This window comes from Pseudoprevotella muciniphila (assembly GCF_003265305.2).
GTDB classification, from domain to species: domain Bacteria; phylum Bacteroidota; class Bacteroidia; order Bacteroidales; family Bacteroidaceae; genus Alloprevotella; species Alloprevotella muciniphila.
The window spans coordinates 1-20,547 of the sequence record NZ_CP033459.1 but is presented as its reverse complement, the minus strand read 5'-3'; the positions used below and the strand labels follow the sequence as shown (position 1 = coordinate 20,547).

The window sequence follows — 20,547 nt, the reverse complement described above, 5'->3', positions numbered from 1 at the left end:
TGTATTGTTCCCTATGCTGCGACACCGTCGCAGCACATACTCAAGTGCTCAGATTGCTCTGGAAGAAACCAAGAACATCATCGCCGACTTCTTCCCGCTCGCTCCCTCTTTTCTTCCTGACGTAGCGAGGAGCGTCCGCCAACATCATGATAAGCGTCTGGTAATTCACACCGTCCAGAATATACTCACGGCTCCAGCCTGTCGCATTCGCAATCTGCCAGACAAGACCGAAGGGGCTATGGCTGCCTTCATACTCGGTAGTTAACTCCCCTTCCTTTTTTGGCTCAACCTCAGCTTCATCGGATTCGTCACCTCCGCTGATTTGATAATACGCATAAAATTTTCAGTGCCCAAAAGCAGCACGAACTTCATCATGGCTACCTGAAGGTACAAGTGGTCCACAAAGTGACGCAGCAGCCATGATACGAACCAAACAGGCTTCCACCACTTGCCGCACATCGTCAGAGCAACCATCTTCGAAATCGTCTTGCCATGATCCGCAACAAACTGCATCTGAGCATCCTTGTCCATCGACTCCAGCTCAGCATACGTCACGCCAAGGCTCAGGTAAAGGCGCGCTATCCTGATCTGACCGCTCAGACGAGGACGCTGCATCGTCATACGGAAATACACCGGACGCTTCCTGAAAGGCAAACGAAAGGGCTTAAAAGGCACGGAGACGCCGACGTCAAGCAGCGCCTCCGATGCCTCTAACTGGATTTTCTTGTCATCCATGGCTCAGAATAGTAGAAATCAACCCTCATCGGGAGTATCCATAATCTCGTAAGGAGCACTGCCGTCAGCAGGCTTCATCACCTTCAGAGTGCACGCAACCTTCGACACTTCAGTCAAGGTCAGCTTGCCGTCAAGGTTCGCCAGAAGCATGGCGTTCGGAATACTGATGGTCTTGCCGCTCGGAGTGTCAATCGTGCAGGGACCGCTCAGCTGAACAAGCTCCGTAGGAGCCTTCCAACCGGTAGCCACACGGCTCTGGCCAGTACCCGTAGCAGTAACAGTGCCGCCAAGCATGTCGGCCAGGTTGTCATAGTTCAGCTGAATCATGTTGAACTTCGGCGCAATCGTGCCGTTCTTCTGAGCCAAAACAAGCACAGGAGCATCCGGCACCTGCTCTGCCTCAACATCGACGCTCTCCGGAGCAGTGCCGCCCCATTCGAAGCTGTCTTTCTCAATGTAGCCCACTTCCTTACCGTTGAAGGACATTTTGTTTAGGCCGTACAAAAAATCTTTCTTGTTCATTTTTTCAGTTTTATAAAGATAAAGATGATTATTGTTCCTCCGGAAACAAGTCCGAAAAAATACCATTTCAATGCCGTTCCAATGCCGTTAGGAGATTTCTCTTTCACCTCCTGAACTTCTTGCCTGGCTTCGGCAAGTCGGGTCATCATGCCATTAAGTTGTTCGCCATAGTCTTTGTGCAGATTCCTAATGTAACGCTCATATCGCTCACACTGGAGCTGCAGACTGTCGCATGTGGCATAAATATAGATGTACTCGGGGTCGGTGGCTGTAGCAGCCTTGCGCGAAACCTTCACACTGGCCTGACCGCTGCGGTCGCTGTAGCTCGCACCGCTCGGAAGACTAAGGAGGCTGTCCGTCGCTATCGTCAGCGTCACCGACGACATCGGAACAGTCACAGGTTCCGTCCGGATCTCCACAAGCTCGCTTACGCTGTCTATCGACTGGCGAATCACGCTGTCCGTGCGAAGCGTTGCAGACACTTGCGCGTGGCTTGACGCTGCTGCGCTCTTTCGGTGTGTCGCGCATCCGCTCAAGAACAGGACAGTCATCGCTGTAACGGCAACTGTTAGCACTGTCAACAGCCTTACGGAAACGGGCCACCTCGCGTTTGAGCGATGACAGTTCCTTTCGCGTTTCATTCAATTCTTGTTTTAAGGGTTCAACAATGTTCTGTATCAGAATCCGGGTCGCCTGCTCAGTGTTCGTAATCTTCACCGTGTCGCTCTCGGCAATCGCCCTCTCCGCCTCCGCACGAGCCTTCTTCAGGGCACTGCGGATGGTCACGATGGAGATAAGCGCACCGACAAGGCTGCCGCCTAATAACCAGTTGAGGATTTGACTGAGGTCCGTTTCCATATCTGATAACTATTGATGGTTGATTATTGATTGATACCAAAATACTGCTTCAGAGCATCAAGATGGAGTGCCGCGACAGCCTCCTTGCCGGATGGCGACATCAGGAACTCCACATCCGCGCGGTTGTCCTGGAACAAGTTCTCACTGAGTACCGCAGGGCAGACAGTGTGCTTCAGCACGTAGAAGCCGGCCTGCCAGTAATGCTCACCGGGTACCGAGCGGTTGCCGCGCAGACCGCGGACAAGCGCAAGGTCGCACAGCAACTTCGCCAGGCGCTTGCTCGACGATGAGCACGAACGCGACACATACACCGCAAAACCGCGGGCGTCGTGCCACTTGCCATCACCGCCGGCAGCATTCACGTGAATGCTCACATACACGCAGTTCTCCTTGCCATATTTGCCGCAGATGCCGTTCACAATCTTGCAGCGCTGGGACAGCTCGGTGCTCATGGGGAGAGGGACAACGTCCTGAGGCATGTCAACGAATACCGTCAGACCCAGCGACTCAAGACGCGGCTTGAGCATCGAGATGACCTCACGGCTGAACCTGTACTCGCGGAACCTGCCGTCCGGAGAGCATTTACCTGCCACGTTCACACCGTGGGCAGTACCGAGAATAACAACCTTGCTCATGACTTCCTGACTTTAGGTTTCACGACTGCCTGTTTCACCACCTCGGCAGAAGCCACGGAAGCGTCGCTCTTGTCTTTGTGCTCGGCGCACAGACCGCGAACAATCAGGTCCGAGGCACGAGCCTGGTCATCCATCTCTAAGATGGAGCCGGGCTCATACACCGTAACATGGTCCGTCTTGTCGCGGAAAATCTTCTTTACAATCAGTCTCATGTTTCACATCATTTTAAGGTTGCGCTAATTCCTGACCAACAACCACGGTCTTCGTAACACTCGTGCCGGAAATACCGATGGTTACATTGGCATAACGAATTGCTTCGGCGTCTTCTGTGAAGGGGTAAGCCTCACGGGTAAACGTCACCTTATTGCCGCTCACAGATACGGTCAGCCATGACGCATCGCTCTCAGCTGTAACACCCGCACCGTTGCTCGTCGCGTATGTACGGACGTTGCTGCCTGCTGTCGAGGGCACAGTCAGTTCGGCGTCACCGGAGATGGTGGGCAAACCACTCGTCTCATAGCCGCTCATAATAACACCGCCCGCATCAGCCTTCTTAGGCATGCAAACGAAGTAGTGGCGGAAGTTGATCTTGTTGCGCTGATACTCGGGATCGTTCGCAGCCTCGCTGTAATACATCTTCGTACTTCCAGTGGCCTTGAACACGCGAGGAACGTAGAACGCAAAGCTGCACTGGAACTCACCGGTATCGGCACTCGCACCGACAGCTTTCTTCTGCCCCGACGTGGTGTAAATCGGATTGTTCGCGAACTCGTAGATGTCAAAACCGTACTGACGACCTACCGTACCGTTGCCGCGGTCGATGTTGTACTGTTCCTTGAAGCGCTGGTCGGTCTCCAGCAGGTCGTTCACGTGGTCCGTGGAAAGCACCAGACGGCGACCGTCTGCAGGGACTTTCAGTTTATCAAGCGCACGCTTCAGGTTGATAACGTCCTGCATGCACAGCTTGATACGGCCCGTGTCTGCGTCACGCGCACCAGTCGTAACAAGAACCGGAGTGGTGGCAGAGTTCTGCTGCGCGCACAAGGCATGAGCAGCCTTCTGGAACTTCGATACGTTGATGGCATTGCCGTGACTCTCCTTCACGCGCGACATCTTGTCATACGAAATGGCATAGAGCTCGTCATCGGTCACAGGAGTCACCTTCGTCTGGAACTTGTCAAGCTGAACGGCAATGTCAGCATCGTCCAAAGCCTGCAAGGGAATCGGATAGGTCGTGTTGTTGATCAGAACGTCTGGGTCAACACCGACCTCAACAAGATGAATCACATCATTGTTCACTATACTCGAACTGTCGGGAATGCCGTCAAGCCAGGTGGCTTCAAGGCCGCGGCGAAGGTACTTCACCAGCTCACCCGTCCAAATCTCGGTATAGACTCCGGCACCTAAGGCACCAGAGGGTAACACGTTGCCGACAGTGGCGGCAACAACATTTAGGCCGACGGCACCCACGGCGGGGTCAACGCCGACCATGGCAGCAAGAGTGCCGCCCATCAAGCAGTTCACAAGAACCGCAACGATCATTCCAATAAATCGAATCATTGTATTTCTTTTTTGTTGGTTTCTGATAATACTCTTGTCTCGTATGTTGCGACTGTGTCGCAACCTTAAATCTCACATTCTATGCCGTACTCGGCCTTGTACAGTTTCTTGTACTGCGCCGGGTTCTGCTCACGCAGCTTCGACAACTCGTCGCTCGGCACGTCACTCAGCTTCTTGTACTCGGCATGGCCACCCGCTGGGGCACCACCGCCTACGATGTGGCTCAGCTTCACCTGGGGCGACATGGCGTCGAAGGTCTGCTTCAACTCGTCGGCACCGATTTTTTTGCCGAGATCCAGGAACTGCTGTTTCTTGTCCTCGCCGATCTTCTTCTCGGCAATGGCAGCGTTCACAAGGGTTTCAATACGGGCGGCACGCAGCGTGTCGCGTTCCTGGCGCAGGGTCTCAGCCTCCGCACCGTCAGCCTGCAGCTTTGCCAGCTTCGCGTTGATGGTCGCTTCGTCGGCATCCTTAGGCAAGCCCAATTGAAGGGCTAACTTCTCTTGATCCATTTGCTTTGTTTTTTGATTTTTGTTGTTATTACTATGCAGCAGCGGCAACTCTCTCGCCGCGTCTTTGCCTAACTCTATGCGCTTGCCGTCCTTCTGCAGAACAATGGCATCGTCGTTAGCACCGATGTCAACAAGCGACACCTCGAACAGTTTGCTTTTGCTGATGGTCGGACTGGTCTGACCCTGCACCAAATGCTTCGGGTCTTCGCTCAGTTCCAGAATGTCGATACCGACACTCACCATCTTCAGGCTGCCGAACTCCCACTGCTTCTTGCAGCGCTGACTCAGTTCCGTGGCCTCGTCAAACATCAGTTCGCCAGTCACCTCGTCACCTTCAACCCGCAGGTCTTTCACGTAGCCGATAACCTGACCACGCTCGTGCATATAAAGTAGTACGGGGTTCCTGTTGTACTGCTCAACGTCCATGCCGGCCGTAAGTACACGCGTGCCGTAACTGTTCAGGCGCTCGTTGCTGATTCTCACTCGTTTTGTCTTGCTCATTTTTTCCAGTTCTTTTACGATGTTTCTACCGCAAAGATGAGGGCTTCAGACAATCCCGCAAAAAAAGTGTGAAACCGTTGCACACTTCTCTGAAACCATTGCACACTTTTTTCCTGCACCACCTGAAAATAACCACTTTTGCAGCAAGAACAATCGCGTATGTTGCGACTATGTCGCAACTGAAACAAATAAAAAAACAATGACAAAACAAGAAAAGACAACGAAGAGAGAGGCAAACGGAACTGGTTCCGAATTGCCCGAACGCACCAGGCTTTCGCGTGAGCAGATTGAAAGGAAAAAGACGCTCGGACGCTCACTGTACCTGTCAGGCATGGAACTGACAGAAATTGCCGAACAATTAAGCGTGTCCCGTCAGTCTGTCTCCAAGTGGTGCAGCAACGACGGATGGAAGGAGGCGCGTGCAGCCAAGAACATCTCACGACCGGAACTCGTCAACAAGTTGCTCCTCGCAATCGACAACCTCATCGCGCAGGTCAATGCGTCAGGCGACCCCGAAGCCATCGGAGCACTCGCAGACAAACTCTCGAAACTATCATCCACCATCGAGAAACTTGACAAGAAGGCGAACGTCATCGACGCCATAGAGGTATTCATGGCATTCAACCGGTGGATTCAGGACCAGGCATGCTACGACCCCGAAATCACACCCGAACTCATCAAGGCAATCAACAAGTACCAGAACAAGTTCCTCATGGAAAAGATGGCATCGCCGTCTGCACTATAGCATCTATGTAATTCTATGACATCTATAGCAGACCTCAGGAAAATACAGGAAGAGTGGAAGGAGCATTGCCGGCAGATTCAGAACCTGACCGACACAAAAAGTCTCGTCCGCGAGAATGCCACACAGAAGGAGCAGCGCATACGCCGGCTCCAGAAAGACTATGCCGCTTTCTGTGAGTATTACTTTCCGCATTTCCTGACGCTCCGCGACAAGGTGACAGGCGAAGCCATACGAACCATACACAACGCGCCGTTCCACAATGCCGCTGCCACGAAGGTTAAGAACACGCCTAACCTGAAAGCGGTCTTCAAGTGGCCGCGTGGTCACGCTAAGTCCACACACTTCGACATCTTCATGCCGCTCTGGTTGATGTTCCAACCGAAGCGGCTCATCAATTTCATGGTGATTGTCGGTAAGTCTGAAGACAGTGCCGACCGACTGCTGGGTGACATTCAGGCGGAGCTCCAGTATAACAAGCGCATCATTGCCGACTTCGGAAAGCAGATGTCGCTCGGCAACTGGACCGAAGGTGAGTTCACCACAAAGGACGGCGTGTATTTCCTGGCGTGTGGACGTGGGCAGTCGCCACGTGGTCTCCGAAAGCGTGAGTCACGACCGGACTACATCGTCATCGACGACCTCGACGATGACGAACTCTGCCGCAACGAGCGGCGAGTCCGCGAACTCACCGACTGGGTGAAAGAAGCACTCTTCGGTGCACTTGACGTGGGACGTGGCCGTTTCCTCATGGTCGGCAACCTTATCTCCAAAACCTCCGTGCTGGCGAACATCTGCGCCACCAAAGGTGTTCACGTCTCGACGGTATATGCCGTTGACAACGAGGGCAACCCTGTATGGAAAGAGAAATGGACGAAGGAGGAGGCACGGGAATATGCCGAGTTTGTCGGCTACCGCGCTTGGAACAAGGAGATGATGCACAACCCCATCGTGGAGGGCACCGTCTTCCGCCAGGAGTGGATCAAGTGGGCCAAGCGTCCGGCATGGAAGGACTTCACCGAGTTTGTACTGTACATCGACCCGTCATGGAAAAGCAAGAAGTCAAACGATACGAAAGCCGCCAAACTATGGGCGAAGCACAAGACACACCTGTGGCACCTCCGCGCTTTCGTGCGCAAGGCATCGCTCGCCGAAATGGTACGATGGTGCTACGACCTCTACGAGTGGAGCCTGGACGTGGGTATCTCCATCCGATTCGCAATGGAGGCATCCTTCATGCAGGACATACTCCTCGATGAGTTCACTACAGAGGGAAACCTCCGAGGCTACCAGCTGCCCATCACGGGCGACACACGGAAGAAGCCCGACAAGTTCCAGCGAATAGAAGCCATCAGTCCGCTCTGGGAACGCGGATTTGTGTTCTACGACATCTCACAGAAGGAAGACCCCGACATGCAAGCCGGACTCGAGCAGCTGCTTGCCTTCGAGAAGGGAATGTCCGGCAACGACGACGCACCGGATGCAGACGAGGGTGCAATCTATATCCTCCAGAAGAATACAAGACAACAAACCTATAAACCGAGGTTCGGAAAAAGATCAACCTCTAAAAACATTTGGTAACATGATAAAGCTGATAAAAGAACTCATCTTCGCCTACCGCTTCAAGCGGGCCGTCAAGAAAGCAGACCGCTTTCACCATCTAACGCACCGCAAATATATGGTGCTGGTCATTAACCGACGCCTCGAAGTCCTCTCCAAGCAGGAACTCAAAAAGTTCATAGCCGGTGGGGTGTTCCGGAAAGGTACCACCATTGCCGACCTTGAAGCGAAGGCGCTTTACATAACACTCTAAACTTCTGGCTATGTTTGTAACAGATCAAGACTATAAAATCGTCATCGGCGACCAGGCTCTGAAGGTGGTCTCACAGGTCAGCCAAGAGAACCGAGCCAATGCCGAGACGGAAGCCGTCGAGGAAATTAGCGGCTACCTCAGACCCAAATACGACACAGAAGCCGTCTTCTCGGCAACGGGAACGGGACGAAACAGGCTTGTAGTGATGTACACCTGCGACATCGCCCTCTACCACATGGCAGCCAGCGCACCGCAGAAAATGGGAATGGAGATACGAAAGGAACGCTACGAGCGGGCAGTCAAATGGCTCGAGGGAGTACAGTCCGGAAAAATCGTGCCAGAACTGCCTCTTGCCACCGACGAAAACGGAAACCCCGTCGGCTTCCCGATGGTGTACGGCTGTCAGAAGAAACTACGTCATAATTGGTAAAGAACTATGGGAAAGAGAAAGAGAAACAAAAATACAGACAATAAACTGCTGGTGCGAACCCCGTTCGGAACATTGCGCCTGGCTAAGAAAGATGCGCAGCACTTCAAGAAGACGGTAATGGAACTGCAGCGAACCACCGACTCGCTTACACGAAAGGATATCGGAGACTGGCGCAATGCCTGGCTGTTGGCAATAAACGTGGATAGACCGAACCGACAGAGGCTATACGACATATATCGCGATGTGGAGGTGGACTTGCACCTCTCCGGCTGCATACAGCAGCGCGAGGGCTTTGTCATGGCTCGCTCATTCAAATTGGTCAACGAGAAGGGCGACGAGGACGAGGAAGCAGCTAACTACTTCAATACGCCCTGGTTCAAACTCCTCATGAAGCTCGCGCTCGACGCCAACTACTGGGGACACTCGCTCATAGAACTGGGAAACATCACCACCGGCATAAACGGACGGCAGACATACGACGGAGTGCGGCTCATACCACGCAAGCACGTCATTCCGGAATACCACTGCGTCGTCCCTGACCTCGGACAGGACTGGCACAATGGCATTGACTACCACGAACCGCCGTTCGCCGAATGGCTCATCGAGGTGGGGCAGCCAGATAACCTCGGACTGTTCCTAAAAGCAGCAACACAGACCATACCGAAGAAAAACGCACTGGCGTTCTGGGACACCTTTGCCGAGATCTTCGGAATGCCCATGCGAATAGCACGGACCACATCACGAGATGACAAAGAACTCGCCAAGATGGAGCGAATGATGGCAGACATGGGTACCGAGGGATGGGGCATATTCCAGCAAGGCACCGAAATAGAAGTGGTCGAATCTACCAAGGGCGATGCATTCAACGTCTATGACAAGCGCATCGACCGTGCCAACTCCGAACTATCAAAACTCATCATCGGGCAGACAATGACCATCGAGGACGGATCAAGCCTCTCACAGTCCGAAACACACCTCGAAGTCTTCCAGAACATCATCGAGGCAGACTGCGACAACATCCGTGACATGGTGAACAACCAACTCCTGCCCCACATGGTACGGCACGGCTTCCCGCTCAAGGGAATACACTTCGACTGGGACTACAGCGTGGACTACACACCAGAGCAGCAGGCAGCATACGAACAACTCGTACTCAACAACTACGAGGTGGACCCTGCATACTTCTCAGAGAAATACAACATGCCTGTAGGGGAACGTAGGCAGATGCTGCCGCCTGTCGCGCCACCAGAGCCGCCACAGGACGATGAAGACCCCAAAGGCAATAAAACGCCCAAGCCGGACAAAAAGACGCGACAGGAACAAAACAATCGTGCCAGCGAGAGCCATCAAGTTCGCTTGAATGGCCGAGTGCAGCCGATTGAAGGCGAAGCCAATGCGCGCCCTTTTTTCGACTGAGCCCCAGTGATTACCTGGGGCTGCACGAACGCTATGCCCGAATCCTTGCGGACGGCGGTTTCCCCGTCGCCACTTTCGCCCGTGAGGACGAGATACGTCAGGAACTCTCGCGCCTGTTCGAGGGAATGATGAAGACACTCTACAAGGAGCAGGGGGCACAGTTCCGCATAGAGTTACTGGAGACACCGAAAATGCAGGAGTTCATAGAGACACATGCCGACGCACTCAACTCCGGCTTCCAGCAAGTCAAAATGTCTGATGCCATGCGCCAGCGTCTTCAGCGGTCGAACTACATCTTCTCCGGCATGAAGACGTTCCACGAACTCAACGAGGCGTTCCCGTCTCTCATTGACGAGAACGGCAACAGAAAGCCTTTCGAACAGTTTTTGAATGACGTTCGCAAGATTGATAGCACCTACAACCGCAACTACCTCCGCGCAGAATACAACTTCTGTCAGGCTTCAGCGGACATGGCGGCAAAGTGGGAGCAGTTCATGCAGGACGGCGACCGATATAACCTGCAGTACCGAACGCAGCGCGACGAAAAGGTGCGTCCGGAACATGCTGCACTCGACCGCGTAACGCTGCCGATGTCCGACCCGTTCTGGGAGGAGTATTACCCGCCTAACGGATGGAACTGCCGATGCACCGTCGTACAGGTGCGCAAGACTAAATACCCGGAAACACCACACGACGAGGCTATGGCACTCGGAGCCGAGGCCACGGGAAAGGACACAAAGGGCATCTTTCATTTCAATCCTGGAATAGAACAAAAGACAATGCCAGACTATAATCCTTACACCATCAAGCGGTGCCGGGACTGTGACATTGCAAAAGGGAAAATATCACTGGTATTCGTTCCAGAGAATGAGTTATGTGCTGCTTGTCGTATCGTAAGGGCATTGGCAAATGCAGATGCCAAACAAACGAGAAAATACGCCAAGCCATTACAGGGAACGACTATAAACACAACGAAGTTCCCACACCCCATCAACATTTCAAGGGCTTCTATCACAGAATGGACCAACCAACCCAACAAATATCTGCAGGAAAAGAACAAAATGCTACTACGCATAAATGAAGTCTTCGAGGATAAAGAGTGTAAATATCTGGGGCCAGCAGATCCCCCACCTGGGAAGGAAAAGGAAAGGGTTGTACAGCACCATATATTCTCCACAAAGGTACGAGGGGAAGAACAGTGTATAATTGTTTGGGAATGGGATTGGGGAGAATATACCCTGCATTCTATTTCTGACCATCCCGAAAAAATCAGAAAGCACATAAAAAAGAAATAGCAAAGAGAAAGAACTACCTGGAACTACAATCCAAGACTCAGTCTCAATGCTATTCTGACGACAAAGGTACAAAAAAATCCGTTACTCAATCAAAAGTAGCGGATTTTTTTCATTTTAAGGTCTGTTTTTTTGCTTTACGGCGGATTCTTTGCCCTGATGCACCTTTACATGGCAGTCATGGCAGAGAAGAATCAGATTCTTCGTCTGCAACGCCAGTCCGGGGTTCTGGCTCACAGGAACCAAGTGGTGTATCTCCAATGCCTCCAGGGCAAAGTGCTTGCCGCAAAGCTCACAGCAGCCGCCACGCAGCTGGTAGAGAAACCGTTTCTTCCGGAGAAGAGCATTCCGTCGATTGCGCATCTGCTCGTCTATCGTACGCCTGCGCTTCATCCGAACGTTCGAAATGTAGAAATAAAGACCGAACAGCTTGAAACTCTTGAATATCTCCATACTTCTTCAGGTTTTGTATGTTGCGATTTCATCGCAACGATTTAATTGCCACGCATTGGTAACTCTCAATGTTCTCAATAATATCCTCATGATTGTGGTTCGTGCTGCTTCCCACAAGGTCAAACTCCAGAAACGTCTTGCCTCTCCTGCAAGCCAACTGATGGTGTATCGCCTCCAGTAAGTCGAACACCTTCAGGCTCTGTTCACGGAACTCACTATCTGCAGAACTGCTGCCCTGCCAGTCCGTCACCACATGAAGGTGTACTATCGGCTCTGCACGATATTCCGCTCCAGGCTGTATGGCATTCCACTGGATGGGCTGGAACTCCACGAACACCGCCGGACGTTCCCAATTCTCTTCCTGCTCGATGAACTCAACGTTGTGGTTCCACAGGTCGATGTGCTTGATGGCACGTTCCCAGCCTTCAGGAACGTCGTCTTCAGTTTCTGCTACTCCGTAGTAACCTTCTGGTGTTACATATAGTTTGGATAGTTGCTCTATGAGCATCTGATATACTTCTTTTCTCATTTCTCGTGTATTTTCAATTATCGTGCAAGCCGAAGGCAGAAGAGCTCGCTCTTATGCTGAGGCGCAGCCGATAATCATGATTCTCGAATCGTAAAATTGATGGATTCTTCAATATATCCGCTCAGGTTCTCCTCGATGATGGTCCGTACAGCTCGCTCCACTTCAGGACTGGTACCCAAAAACCTTCGGCGAGGAATCTTGATGGTGGTACCGGCTTTCTTCAAGGCCATGAACTTCCAGAACTCGGCTTCGCCGCTCAGCTGCACCGTGCGCTTGTCGTTCCGCCGGCTGACGTCTTTCTTGCGACCGAACGAGCCGGTAGCCTCGTAATACTTGTGCCAGAAGTATTTCTTCATCCTGGTTGTCACCACTATCTCGCCCCCATCGTTGTGAATGGCGGCGTAGGGCTCCGTCGTGAAGAACGTGATGCTGTTCTCGGTGGTCCGGCTCTGGATGCTACGGCGCAAACGTCCCGTATCGACCAGTATGTGACCGCCGGGACGAGTCGCGCTCTTCCTGCGCTGCCACGCCTCACTGAAAAAGGCCTGACGCTCAAAGTTCCGGTCGAACTCGTCGGACATCTCTACCTCGATGTCCTTAAGGATTCTTCTTAAAATAGCCTGGATCTCTGACTTCATCTTCGGGGTATAACAGTTCCGGGAACAAGAAGCCCTGTGCAGAAAGCGCAGCACGCTCCTCAAGAAGAGGATTGGCAGAGGCCTTCAGCAGATTGTAAAAAGTACGCTCGCTGATGCCGTATTTCGGATAGACATAACGTTTCCAGATCTCCCTGTTCGGAAGACCCGTCTTCGCGTACGTGTCGTAAATCTGGTTGATGTCGGCGACACGCTTGGCATAACTCTTGCCTTTGCGCTTCTTCATTCCCATGCAGCTGATTGTCGAAGTTAATTAATGCACTTTATAGGGCCTGACGTGCAGGGTCATCTCACAACTGACAAGTACCCTGCCGCTGCCCTCACAGTTAGGGCATAGCCTTGAAAAGCCCAGTTTGGAGACAGTGCCCCTGCCGTGGCATTCACGGCACAGGGCAACTTTCTCGGGCTTAGTGATGCTCCGGGTCTTCATACGGCAGTCTCCTCTTTCTTGGGTTCAACATAGAACGTCTCGTCCTGAGTCACCTGAATACCACAGGCTGCCATAGCCTCGCGCATAGTGACCTCACGGGGATCGCCCGTCGGGGTGTCATATACTGCAACTTCTTTCAGGTCACGGTCGGCAAGCAACTTGTCCTTAGCAATCTCATCCGTCTGGCGGATGTAGGCGAAAGGCAGGAACTTCTTAGCCAACTGTAGCGCACTTGCCCAGGTGAAGCCCTTCAGGGTTTTCAGCTTCGGAGTGCCGGTGCGGAAGCCGATGGTGCCGTGGGCCATGTCAAGGCTCTTCTTCTTGCTGAACAACTCTGCCTGGTTCTCGGTGGCGAAACTCTGAAGCACATCGAACGACTTGTCTCTGTCACTGCCTAAAGCGGCTAACTTGTCGGCGTACTTCTCACGGATCTTGGCGCACTGAAGCTCAATCTCCGCATTGATCTTCTGAATCTGGGCATCACTCTTCGCATAGGTTGCGAATGCTTCGTCGGCGGCCTCTCGGGTCACGCCGGTGATAATGGTTTTCTTTTGTCTTGCCATTGTCTTTTTGTTTTTTTTGATGGTTAATACTATTGCTTCTATTGCTTCTATTGCTTCTATAGCTTCTATTACTACTAAGCCTCTCCCATTACGGTCAGGGGTATGGCTTTCAAGCAGGGTTCCGGTTCCGTATGCTGCGACTGTGGCGCAGCCTCCCGCGTCTTGGTCCCCTTCAGCCCGCCCTTGCTCATAATGGCACGAAGCTTCACCTGAAGCGCGTCAAGGTCTTTCACGCCCAACTGAGCGAACACCCGTCCAGCAATCTTAGGGTTACTGCAGAAATCGTTGATGCGCTGCCAGTCGGTCGTATCGACACCAGCCTTCTGCATCAGCTTCAGGCACAGGCTGCGCTTTTTCTTCAGTTGCGCCTTCCAGCCAGTGCGTTCCTCCAGAGAGGCGCACATAGCGTTGTACTCTTTCTGCGTCATTTCTCTGAGGCTGGTGGTCCGACCGTCTGTGAAACTCGACACAAGGGTCTCTTTCATGTCCTCACGGTCAACGCCGGACAGACGATTGAACAAGGCATAAAAACGGTGATAACTCTTTACACTCATGGTAGCTTGGCGTTAATCTGGCGCATCTTTTCAAAAGAGGCTTCAAGCCCTGACTCATAACCGATAAGCAAACCCATGAAACCGCCAAAAACAGAACCGGCAATAATGCCAAGAACAGGGGCGAGAACTACGAACAGCCAAAACAGCGGATTCCACCATCTCGGCGCTAATAATTGTACTTTCTTGATGTTTGTCTTCATAATGATATATATTGTTGATTAAACATGATTCACACCTTTCCACTCAATCGTCACCTCAGGACGCAACTGACCCGCACCACCGCACAAAGGACAGGGCTGCTTCTCGCTTTCGCCAAATTCGTCGGTGCCCCAGAACCAACCGCTGCCGCAGCAATAGTGGCAACGCTGCACCATGCCGACAACGTGCTCACGCAACGTCTTGATGCTCGGACTGCTCAATTCAAGTATCTGCTTCGTCTTGCTCATTTCTTGCTTTTGATTGATTGTTTTACGTTTACTTTCTCAGCGGCTCGCAGATAACTGACAATCCTTTCAGCATACAGCGCATCGGTGGTCTCTATCACGCGGCAGCCGGTGGTCTTGGACATCCGCAGGGTAAGGTCGCACTCGCCGCACTCCATCCAGTCGTCAATCACCAAACCCATACGGTCTTTTTTTACTAATATCTCAGTGATCATAATTTCTCCCTTTCTTTTGCCAATCTGAACCGTTCCTTGAGAACGACGTTGACATTACACACACCACAGCACACACCATCATACCTGACGGGAGCGGGATTATGGCCCTTGCCGGAAAATGTACGGCCGCAAATGCAACACGCATTGTCTAACTCAAATGTGTTTTTTACTTTTCCCATAATTAAAAATTATTCGTTGTTCTTAACACGCCTTCTTCCCACACTACGAAACTGTTGCCGGCATCGGGATTGAAACGCCCTTGGCAATAGGCTCGGAAACCGACGACCCTTACTTTCACACCGGCACGGTAGCGAAGCCTGACGGCTGGCTTTCCTAACGGCTGTCCCTTGGCTTCCTGACTGATGAAGATGAAACTCTTCTTAGGGAATGTCTCAAGCAGGACTTTGGTTTCGGGCCATTCCCAGCCTGCGTCCTGAAACGAGTCCACAATGATGAACTTCGCACTGTGCCGCCTCTTCAGACGCTCGGTCAGGTCCTCCACCGTGTCACTGGTCACGACACGGAACCAGCCCTGCTTCTTGTCAAGGTCAAACCGTAGCATCCGCTCTTGGAAACTCTGGTTCAAGCCCTCCTCATAACTCAGGTAGAGCACTTGCCCGTAGTGGGTCAGTTCGTAGGCCAGTTGCATCACGAAAGAACTCTTGCCGCTGGCGGACGCGCCGCTGATGAACCACGTGGAGTTCTCCTCCGGCGAACCGAAGGCTGCTGCCCACTTGCCACCAAACGGCAGCGTCTTGTAGGTCCTCTTGGCTATTTCTTTCGGACTGTAGGCGCGCTTCATATCTTTTTGTTTGTTGTATAACACCAACCCAATAGGCGGTTGAACGGAAGTCCTATGCCGTGTAAAGTTCCCATAATACAGAAATCGTCCTCCTCATCGACATCACCATCACAATAGCCTGTATAGACCTCTCCATTGTTCATTACAAATATTGCCTCGCGATTTTTGTCTATTTTCTGCAATTCAGATGGGGCTTTCAGTACACGGCGGCTCCCATCTGAAAAAGTTACTTTTATTTTCATATCAGGCTCCTTTCTTGATTTTCTCAAAAGAAGTGCCAGTGAGTGCAGAGTCAAGCTCGCTTGAACTTTGCCGAACGCAGCCTTCTTTCAGCTTGCTAATCTCCGTATAGACTCGTCTCAAACCACCCTGGCTCTTGCGCACGATCTGACCGATATCGGTTCCCGCCGGGGCGTTCACGCTGGCCACAACTCGCGCCTGCTCCATCAAGAACGCCTTGCGGTCGTCTCCCTGGTCTGGAGTGACACGGCTGTACTTGCCGCCGTAACGTGAGAAGATCTCAGCGTAACCCACCTTCTTGCCTTCCACGTTGCGGTTGATCTTGGCTGCCAGTCCGTCGGCTCCCATCATATACCAGCCGCAGCACATTTCGGTGGCGTTCCAAAGGGCTTTGAGTTCAAGAAAAGCCTCGTATGCAAGGTCGCCGGCTTCGTCAAGCACCACCAAAGGGCGCTCCATCGAGCGCAGATAGTAAACCAAATCCTCATAGGTGTCCTGGTACTTGCCCGTGGCACCCACGCCGAACTCGTTGGCTATTTTCTTAACCAGGGCGCGTTTTGTCTTCACCTGGCTGCAGTCGATATACACGGCGTTGCGGTGCTCATTCACATACCATCGAGCGGTGTACGTCTTGCCAATGTTCGGAAGGTCGCACAATATCACGCTCAGGCTACGCTCCTGGCAAGCCTCTAACTGTGTGGTGATATAGTCGAAGGTCGCGGTCCTTGCGCCCTTCCACTCGATAGAGTCGCGCAGGTTCACGTCTAAACGGCGGGCAATGTTCACCCAGTTGGCATCACTCAGAGCCTTGTCCGTCTGACCCTTCTTCAGACTGTTGTACACGCTTGCGGAAATGCCCAGCGAGGCAGCGTGCTTGGCATCGCTCGGGTAGTTCTTGCGGTTCTGGGCTATCGCCTCCAGAATCCGCTGTTTTTGCCAATCTTTAATCATATTCTAACGGCGTTTTAATGTTATTCTACATATCTGCAAGAGCTTTGCTTTCCACATCTACAGGAACATACAAGAGCTCTTGTTCTGTTTGTTGCGGTGGCAATGCCACGGCTTCTGTCTGCATGACGGGTGCTACACTCGGCTTAATCACACCCAGTTCGTCAATGGCATTTTCCTTTACATACTTGCTGAACTTCGCAATCTTCTTGCGCTGCTCGATATAGTTCACGGTGTCCTCTTCGGTTTGTTCTGCCATTACGCGGTTGTAGGTCTGAACTTTCTCCACTTGGTCAATGTACTTGTCGCCCTGGAAAATATACACCTCAGAAGGCTTGCCCTCCTCGTCAGGCATATAGTACGCGGTCACCTGATAGTCATTCGGGCGAAGTTTCTCTAAAACGCTGGTGTCGCTCAGCCACCAGTCTTCGTGTGCCACACGCACCGTCGAGTTCCTCCTGATGCTCGTTTCCACACGCTCACCGATGTAGCGTGCCAGCGTCAGTTTATCGAGAGGCTGCAGGGTCGGGTTGATGCGCTCACAGAGAACGTCCCACCTTGTCATGCCGGGGAACTTCTTCTGGTTGGGGTGCAGTTGGTGGTTCCACTCATAACTGTCACGTCGGTCTTCTGCCACCAACTGGTCCCAACTGAAGTATTCCTTGTCCTCGTAGAGTTCGTTGGTCTCGTCGCTCACTTTCTTGTACTCCTGACGCCACTTGCCCTTGCCGTAGAAACGGCCAATGCCCTCGTGGTTCTTGTGGATCACGCTGCGCTTCTTCGCACCGTTCAGAGGCTCGGCATATTTTTCCTGTGAGTTCTGGGGGGCGCAGAAGTGGACGAACGGGAAAGCGACACCGGCTTGCAGGAAACCATCTTTGTACTGGGTCATCAAGTGGTTCTCCACCTCAATACCTGCAGGCATTCCCCAGCCCTGTTTCTCAATCAGCCGGAACATGTCGCGGAAGCAATCTACCACCAGACCTTCATCCTTCTTGCGGGCGTAACTGGCACCGACTACGCACTGGCTCACTACGTCGTAGGCATAGTAGGCATGGACGCGTTGCTTGGTGTCCTTCAGTTTTCTCGTCAGGTCCACGTCGTCCATCGTAATCTGAGACAGTGAGAAACTACCGCCGTGACGGTGGACGTGTGGCATCTGCTCGTGCATGAACGTAGTCCAGCTCATCAAAGAGTGCTCAATGAGCGTCTTGTTGGCAGGCTTGTTCAGATAGTTCGTGATAGTGCTTTCGCTCAGTGCCAACGGCTCACCGGTCTTCTTGTCCGTGAAGTCGTCAGGATTCAACAGCTCACCGGTCTTCGGGTCGTAAACGTCCAGTTCACCGCACACGAACATATTGTACATTTCCGCAATGTTCGTGTTGAAAGGCTTGTTCGGAAGCACCGCCAGACCGAGTATCAGACGCTCTGTCCTGTAGTCCACCTTCCGCGCACACTGGTTGCCGAACTTGCCGCTGATGAGGCAGCCATACCCGTTACGCTTGTATTCATTCACCTTCTTGCGAAAACGAAGCGTACTCGCTGGCAGTGTATGACCGTATTCTTCACGCAGGGCTTCAATGGCCTTGGCCATCTGCTCCCAGTTGTATTTGCCGCCAAACAGCTTTTGGGCTGTTGCTGCACGCTCATACAAGCGGATGCAGCAGTTCAGCACACTGGCGTTCACCACATACTCCTTAATCTTCTCAGGAGGCAGGTCAAGACCTGCTTGCTCCCTGCTGTGGAAAAACGCCACCGCAGCCTGGTCAACCTCGTAGTTGCTGCACACCCAACCCTTCAGGTGGGTCAGGTCGCCGTTGGGATAGAGGGCTTGAACCTTGGCTCTGTAGTCGCGTGGAAGACTTTCAACGGCAACAAGGGCATACTGACCGGCTGCACCACCGCCACGACGCACCACGTCGATGCGTCCACGGCTCGCCATCGCCTTGTAGTTAGGGATGCTCATCACACCGCTATCTACAAGTTCACGGGCACTTATGCAAAGCCTGTTTCCGTAATACTCCATCTTCCCCTCCTTACTTCAAGTTCCTTGCGTAGTTCTGAATGGTAGGGATGTCTCTCACAAGCACCTCTTCATAGCGATGCCTGGGCGAGCCTTTGAAACGTACAACGCCCTCGCCTGTGGTCAGGCTGACTTCCAGAACGGCTCCATTGTTAAAATACTGGCGCATGAAACGCTCACCGCTGTCCATTGTGTCGTAGAAGATCTCGTCTTCAGGCACGGCAGCCTCAACCCAGCCGCCCATCTCCTGACGGGCTACATGCTGAATCTTTCTCGCCAGAAGCGTCTGACTCTCAAAGCACAGAGCCTTGTAAACCATGCGCTCAGTGCAACCGAACAACTTCGCGAGCCTCGCCTTGTTCTCCTTCGAAACCTTTATGGTTCTCACGCTTTTTACTTTTGCCATAATCATTTATTTTATTTCTGTTATTATTGGTCTTAAACTCACACCGTAGCTGTTCATCAGCCGACGGACCATATTCTTAACATATAACTCAGGGGCGGAGAAAACAATGCCGTCCTCTTCGTTGTAACTGAAAGACACACCGTCAACCATAAGCAGCGTGGCCACTTTGTGCTTCACGCTCTGCGTCTGCCATTCTTTGATTTCATACATGTTCTTTTAACTGTTAATTTGTTTGTTTCGGCAAAGTTTCGTACATTTGTCCCCACGTTCACTAATGAACACATGAAACATGTATCGGTTCAAAGCTAAAATCACAGTTCGCCAAGGGCGCGTTGCCACAGAGAAGAGTGAAGAGGCTCTTCGAAGCTACGCTGAGGGTCTGTTGCTATCCGTATCAAATCCTCTTCATATATCATGTAAGCAATCTTTCGCTTACTACCATCCCGACGAGGAAGCCGAGATGCGTGGCATTGACTTCGTAGAACTAAATCTTCACCTTTGGCGTGATTGCAAGCGATTTCGTTCAGTTGTTTCTTTGTCGCAGTTAGTTCGCGCTCTAAGCGACCTACTCGACGGCACAGCTGGCACACAAGTTCTCTGTCAGATTGAGGAGCCTGAAATTTCTCCATGCAATTCAGAGCTTCAGCATACTTCTCCTGGCTCCGAAAATTCGACTTAGTACTTTTCATTTCATTAAAAATTAAGTTGTACATTTATGAACACGCGGCAAAGATAATATGAAATTTTCATACTGCAAAACATTTTAACGTAATTTTTCATACTAAAGACAAAATTATGGGTGAAAATCTCAGATTCGTTCAGATTTTGGACGATTTAAGAAAGGGTGGGGCAATAGCCGATTATGTCGAAGCCGCCAGCATATTAGAAACGAACAAGGCTGGAATTAGCGACATAAAAAGTGGAAGAAAGAAGTTGTCGGTCGAGATGCTCCGTCGTCTGAAATTGTCATACCCAACTGTCAATATAGACTGGATTATCATGGGAGATGGGGAACCGTTTATCTCTGACAAACCGGTGGCACTACAAGGGGACACATCAATGTTCCTTGATCGCATAGCGGAACAGGCAGAAGAAATAGGTAGGCTTAAAGCACGGATCGAGGAACTTGAACGCCGTAGGGGGGACAATGCTGGTCATGCCCAGAGTTCCGATATTGCAAATGTAGGATAGTTCGTATCATCAAGAACGGCAAAGAGTACCTCCTATAGTTCCCCAGAAACCCCTCGAGGGGTGTTCCCCCCCCACCTT

The 20,547-nt window shown here is 52.0% G+C and carries 32 protein-coding genes and 1 pseudogene; 8 read left to right on the top strand and 25 right to left on the bottom strand.

Features of this window, described 5'->3' with window-relative positions:
* Positions 1-13 precede the first annotated feature (13 nt).
* A complete protein-coding gene (locus C7Y71_RS00165; protein WP_146739503.1) occupies positions 14-265 on the top strand; it encodes a hypothetical protein in 252 nt (83 codons plus the stop codon).
* On the opposite strand, the gene C7Y71_RS00160 is transcribed toward C7Y71_RS00165, so the two are convergent.
* From C7Y71_RS00160 to C7Y71_RS00125, 8 genes and pseudogenes are all read right to left on the bottom strand, one after another.
* The gene (locus C7Y71_RS00160) at positions 262-735 is read right to left on the bottom strand and encodes a hypothetical protein (protein ID WP_111899399.1); all 474 of its coding nucleotides are present in this window, start codon (positions 733-735) and stop codon (positions 262-264) included. The genes C7Y71_RS00165 and C7Y71_RS00160 overlap by 4 nt on opposite strands.
* An 18-nt stretch (positions 736-753) precedes the next feature.
* Positions 754-1,257: a hypothetical protein gene (locus C7Y71_RS00155; protein WP_111899400.1), complete on the bottom strand. Its 504-nt coding sequence runs from the start codon at positions 1,255-1,257 to the stop codon at positions 754-756.
* Positions 1,254-1,643, bottom strand: a complete 390-nt coding sequence (locus tag C7Y71_RS00150) for a transthyretin-like family protein (RefSeq protein ID WP_151908868.1) — start codon at positions 1,641-1,643, stop codon at positions 1,254-1,256. The genes C7Y71_RS00155 and C7Y71_RS00150 overlap by 4 nt, the downstream gene beginning before the upstream one ends.
* Positions 1,600-2,115 (bottom strand): hypothetical protein, encoded by a 516-nt coding sequence (locus C7Y71_RS00145; protein ID WP_151908867.1) that lies wholly within the window; start codon positions 2,113-2,115, stop codon positions 1,600-1,602. Before C7Y71_RS00145 ends, C7Y71_RS00150 begins: the two co-directional genes overlap by 44 nt.
* Positions 2,116-2,138: 23 nt before the next feature.
* Positions 2,139-2,750 (bottom strand): N-acetylmuramoyl-L-alanine amidase, encoded by a 612-nt coding sequence (locus tag C7Y71_RS00140; RefSeq protein WP_151908866.1) that lies wholly within the window; start codon positions 2,748-2,750, stop codon positions 2,139-2,141.
* Positions 2,747-2,962, bottom strand: a complete 216-nt coding sequence (locus C7Y71_RS00135) for a hypothetical protein (RefSeq protein WP_151908865.1) — start codon at positions 2,960-2,962, stop codon at positions 2,747-2,749. Before C7Y71_RS00135 ends, C7Y71_RS00140 begins: the two co-directional genes overlap by 4 nt.
* A 301-nt stretch (positions 2,963-3,263) precedes the next feature.
* A pseudogene (locus tag C7Y71_RS00130) lies at positions 3,264-4,310 on the bottom strand (hypothetical protein); the annotation flags it as partial.
* 65 nt (positions 4,311-4,375) lie between these two features.
* Positions 4,376-5,323: an HK97 family phage prohead protease gene (locus C7Y71_RS00125; RefSeq protein WP_111899424.1), complete on the bottom strand. Its 948-nt coding sequence runs from the start codon at positions 5,321-5,323 to the stop codon at positions 4,376-4,378.
* Positions 5,324-5,522: 199 nt separating this feature from the next.
* Here C7Y71_RS00125 and C7Y71_RS00120 point away from each other — a divergent pair, with 199 nt between their 5' ends.
* From C7Y71_RS00120 to C7Y71_RS00095, 6 genes are all read left to right on the top strand, one after another.
* Positions 5,523-6,068: a terminase gpP N-terminus-related DNA-binding protein gene (locus C7Y71_RS00120; RefSeq protein ID WP_111899423.1), complete on the top strand. Its 546-nt coding sequence runs from the start codon at positions 5,523-5,525 to the stop codon at positions 6,066-6,068.
* A 15-nt stretch (positions 6,069-6,083) separates the two neighbouring features.
* Positions 6,084-7,646, top strand: coding sequence for a hypothetical protein (locus tag C7Y71_RS00115; RefSeq protein ID WP_111899422.1), 1,563 nt, complete (start codon positions 6,084-6,086; stop codon positions 7,644-7,646).
* Between the two features lies 1 nt (position 7,647).
* On the top strand, positions 7,648-7,878 hold the full coding sequence (locus tag C7Y71_RS00110) for a hypothetical protein (RefSeq protein ID WP_111899421.1): 231 nt from the start codon (positions 7,648-7,650) through the stop codon (positions 7,876-7,878).
* 10 nt (positions 7,879-7,888) lie between these two features.
* The gene (locus C7Y71_RS00105) at positions 7,889-8,308 is read left to right on the top strand and encodes a phage protein Gp36 family protein (RefSeq protein ID WP_111899420.1); all 420 of its coding nucleotides are present in this window, start codon (positions 7,889-7,891) and stop codon (positions 8,306-8,308) included.
* Positions 8,309-8,314: 6 nt separating this feature from the next.
* Positions 8,315-9,724, top strand: a complete 1,410-nt coding sequence (locus C7Y71_RS00100) for a phage portal protein family protein (RefSeq protein WP_111899419.1) — start codon at positions 8,315-8,317, stop codon at positions 9,722-9,724.
* 125 nt (positions 9,725-9,849) lie between these two features.
* On the top strand, positions 9,850-11,019 hold the full coding sequence (locus C7Y71_RS00095) for a phage minor head protein (RefSeq protein WP_111899418.1): 1,170 nt from the start codon (positions 9,850-9,852) through the stop codon (positions 11,017-11,019).
* A gap of 114 nt (positions 11,020-11,133) precedes the next feature.
* Here the strand turns inward: C7Y71_RS00095 and C7Y71_RS00090 are convergent, their stop codons facing one another.
* The 17 genes from C7Y71_RS00090 to C7Y71_RS00010 all read right to left on the bottom strand — a co-directional run bounded on the left by C7Y71_RS00090 (position 11,134) and on the right by C7Y71_RS00010 (position 19,488).
* A complete protein-coding gene (locus C7Y71_RS00090) occupies positions 11,134-11,469 on the bottom strand; it encodes an HNH endonuclease (RefSeq protein ID WP_111899417.1) in 336 nt (111 codons plus the stop codon).
* Between the two features lie 28 nt (positions 11,470-11,497).
* Complete coding sequence (locus C7Y71_RS00085) at positions 11,498-11,998, bottom strand: hypothetical protein (RefSeq protein WP_226943488.1); 501 nt, start codon at positions 11,996-11,998, stop codon at positions 11,498-11,500.
* A gap of 74 nt (positions 11,999-12,072) precedes the next feature.
* Complete coding sequence (locus C7Y71_RS00080) at positions 12,073-12,636, bottom strand: phage virion morphogenesis protein (protein WP_151908864.1); 564 nt, start codon at positions 12,634-12,636, stop codon at positions 12,073-12,075.
* A complete protein-coding gene (locus tag C7Y71_RS00075; protein ID WP_151908863.1) occupies positions 12,596-12,880 on the bottom strand; it encodes a hypothetical protein in 285 nt (94 codons plus the stop codon). The genes C7Y71_RS00080 and C7Y71_RS00075 overlap by 41 nt, the downstream gene beginning before the upstream one ends.
* Positions 12,881-12,907: 27 nt before the next feature.
* Positions 12,908-13,084: a molecular chaperone DnaJ gene (locus C7Y71_RS00070; protein ID WP_151908862.1), complete on the bottom strand. Its 177-nt coding sequence runs from the start codon at positions 13,082-13,084 to the stop codon at positions 12,908-12,910.
* Entirely contained in the window at positions 13,081-13,647 is a 567-nt protein-coding gene (locus C7Y71_RS00065) for a host-nuclease inhibitor Gam family protein (RefSeq protein ID WP_151908861.1), read from the bottom strand. Before C7Y71_RS00065 ends, C7Y71_RS00070 begins: the two co-directional genes overlap by 4 nt.
* 74 nt (positions 13,648-13,721) lie before the next feature.
* A complete protein-coding gene (locus C7Y71_RS00060; RefSeq protein WP_226943487.1) occupies positions 13,722-14,201 on the bottom strand; it encodes a hypothetical protein in 480 nt (159 codons plus the stop codon).
* The gene (locus C7Y71_RS00055; RefSeq protein ID WP_111899440.1) at positions 14,198-14,401 is read right to left on the bottom strand and encodes a hypothetical protein; all 204 of its coding nucleotides are present in this window, start codon (positions 14,399-14,401) and stop codon (positions 14,198-14,200) included. Before C7Y71_RS00055 ends, C7Y71_RS00060 begins: the two co-directional genes overlap by 4 nt.
* An 18-nt stretch (positions 14,402-14,419) precedes the next feature.
* Positions 14,420-14,647: a hypothetical protein gene (locus C7Y71_RS00050; RefSeq protein WP_111899441.1), complete on the bottom strand. Its 228-nt coding sequence runs from the start codon at positions 14,645-14,647 to the stop codon at positions 14,420-14,422.
* Positions 14,644-14,859, bottom strand: coding sequence for a hypothetical protein (locus C7Y71_RS00045; RefSeq protein WP_111899442.1), 216 nt, complete (start codon positions 14,857-14,859; stop codon positions 14,644-14,646). Before C7Y71_RS00045 ends, C7Y71_RS00050 begins: the two co-directional genes overlap by 4 nt.
* Complete coding sequence (locus C7Y71_RS00040) at positions 14,856-15,038, bottom strand: hypothetical protein (protein ID WP_111899443.1); 183 nt, start codon at positions 15,036-15,038, stop codon at positions 14,856-14,858. The genes C7Y71_RS00045 and C7Y71_RS00040 overlap by 4 nt, the downstream gene beginning before the upstream one ends.
* A gap of 2 nt (positions 15,039-15,040) precedes the next feature.
* Positions 15,041-15,661 carry an AAA family ATPase gene (locus C7Y71_RS00035; protein WP_111899444.1) on the bottom strand — a complete coding sequence of 207 codons (621 nt, stop codon included), beginning with the start codon at positions 15,659-15,661 and terminating at the stop codon, positions 15,041-15,043.
* Complete coding sequence (locus C7Y71_RS00030) at positions 15,658-15,903, bottom strand: hypothetical protein (RefSeq protein WP_111899445.1); 246 nt, start codon at positions 15,901-15,903, stop codon at positions 15,658-15,660. Before C7Y71_RS00030 ends, C7Y71_RS00035 begins: the two co-directional genes overlap by 4 nt.
* Before the next feature lies 1 nt (position 15,904).
* The gene (locus C7Y71_RS00025; protein WP_151908860.1) at positions 15,905-16,852 is read right to left on the bottom strand and encodes an AAA family ATPase; all 948 of its coding nucleotides are present in this window, start codon (positions 16,850-16,852) and stop codon (positions 15,905-15,907) included.
* A 25-nt stretch (positions 16,853-16,877) separates the two neighbouring features.
* On the bottom strand, positions 16,878-18,875 hold the full coding sequence (locus C7Y71_RS00020; protein WP_151908859.1) for a hypothetical protein: 1,998 nt from the start codon (positions 18,873-18,875) through the stop codon (positions 16,878-16,880).
* Positions 18,876-18,885: 10 nt separating this feature from the next.
* Positions 18,886-19,278, bottom strand: a complete 393-nt coding sequence (locus tag C7Y71_RS00015) for a hypothetical protein (protein WP_151908858.1) — start codon at positions 19,276-19,278, stop codon at positions 18,886-18,888.
* Between the two features lie 6 nt (positions 19,279-19,284).
* Positions 19,285-19,488 (bottom strand): hypothetical protein, encoded by a 204-nt coding sequence (locus C7Y71_RS00010; protein WP_151908857.1) that lies wholly within the window; start codon positions 19,486-19,488, stop codon positions 19,285-19,287.
* Positions 19,489-20,073: 585 nt separating this feature from the next.
* Here C7Y71_RS00010 and C7Y71_RS00005 point away from each other — a divergent pair.
* Positions 20,074-20,469 (top strand): transcriptional regulator, encoded by a 396-nt coding sequence (locus C7Y71_RS00005; RefSeq protein ID WP_111899098.1) that lies wholly within the window; start codon positions 20,074-20,076, stop codon positions 20,467-20,469.
* Positions 20,470-20,547 lie beyond the last annotated feature (78 nt).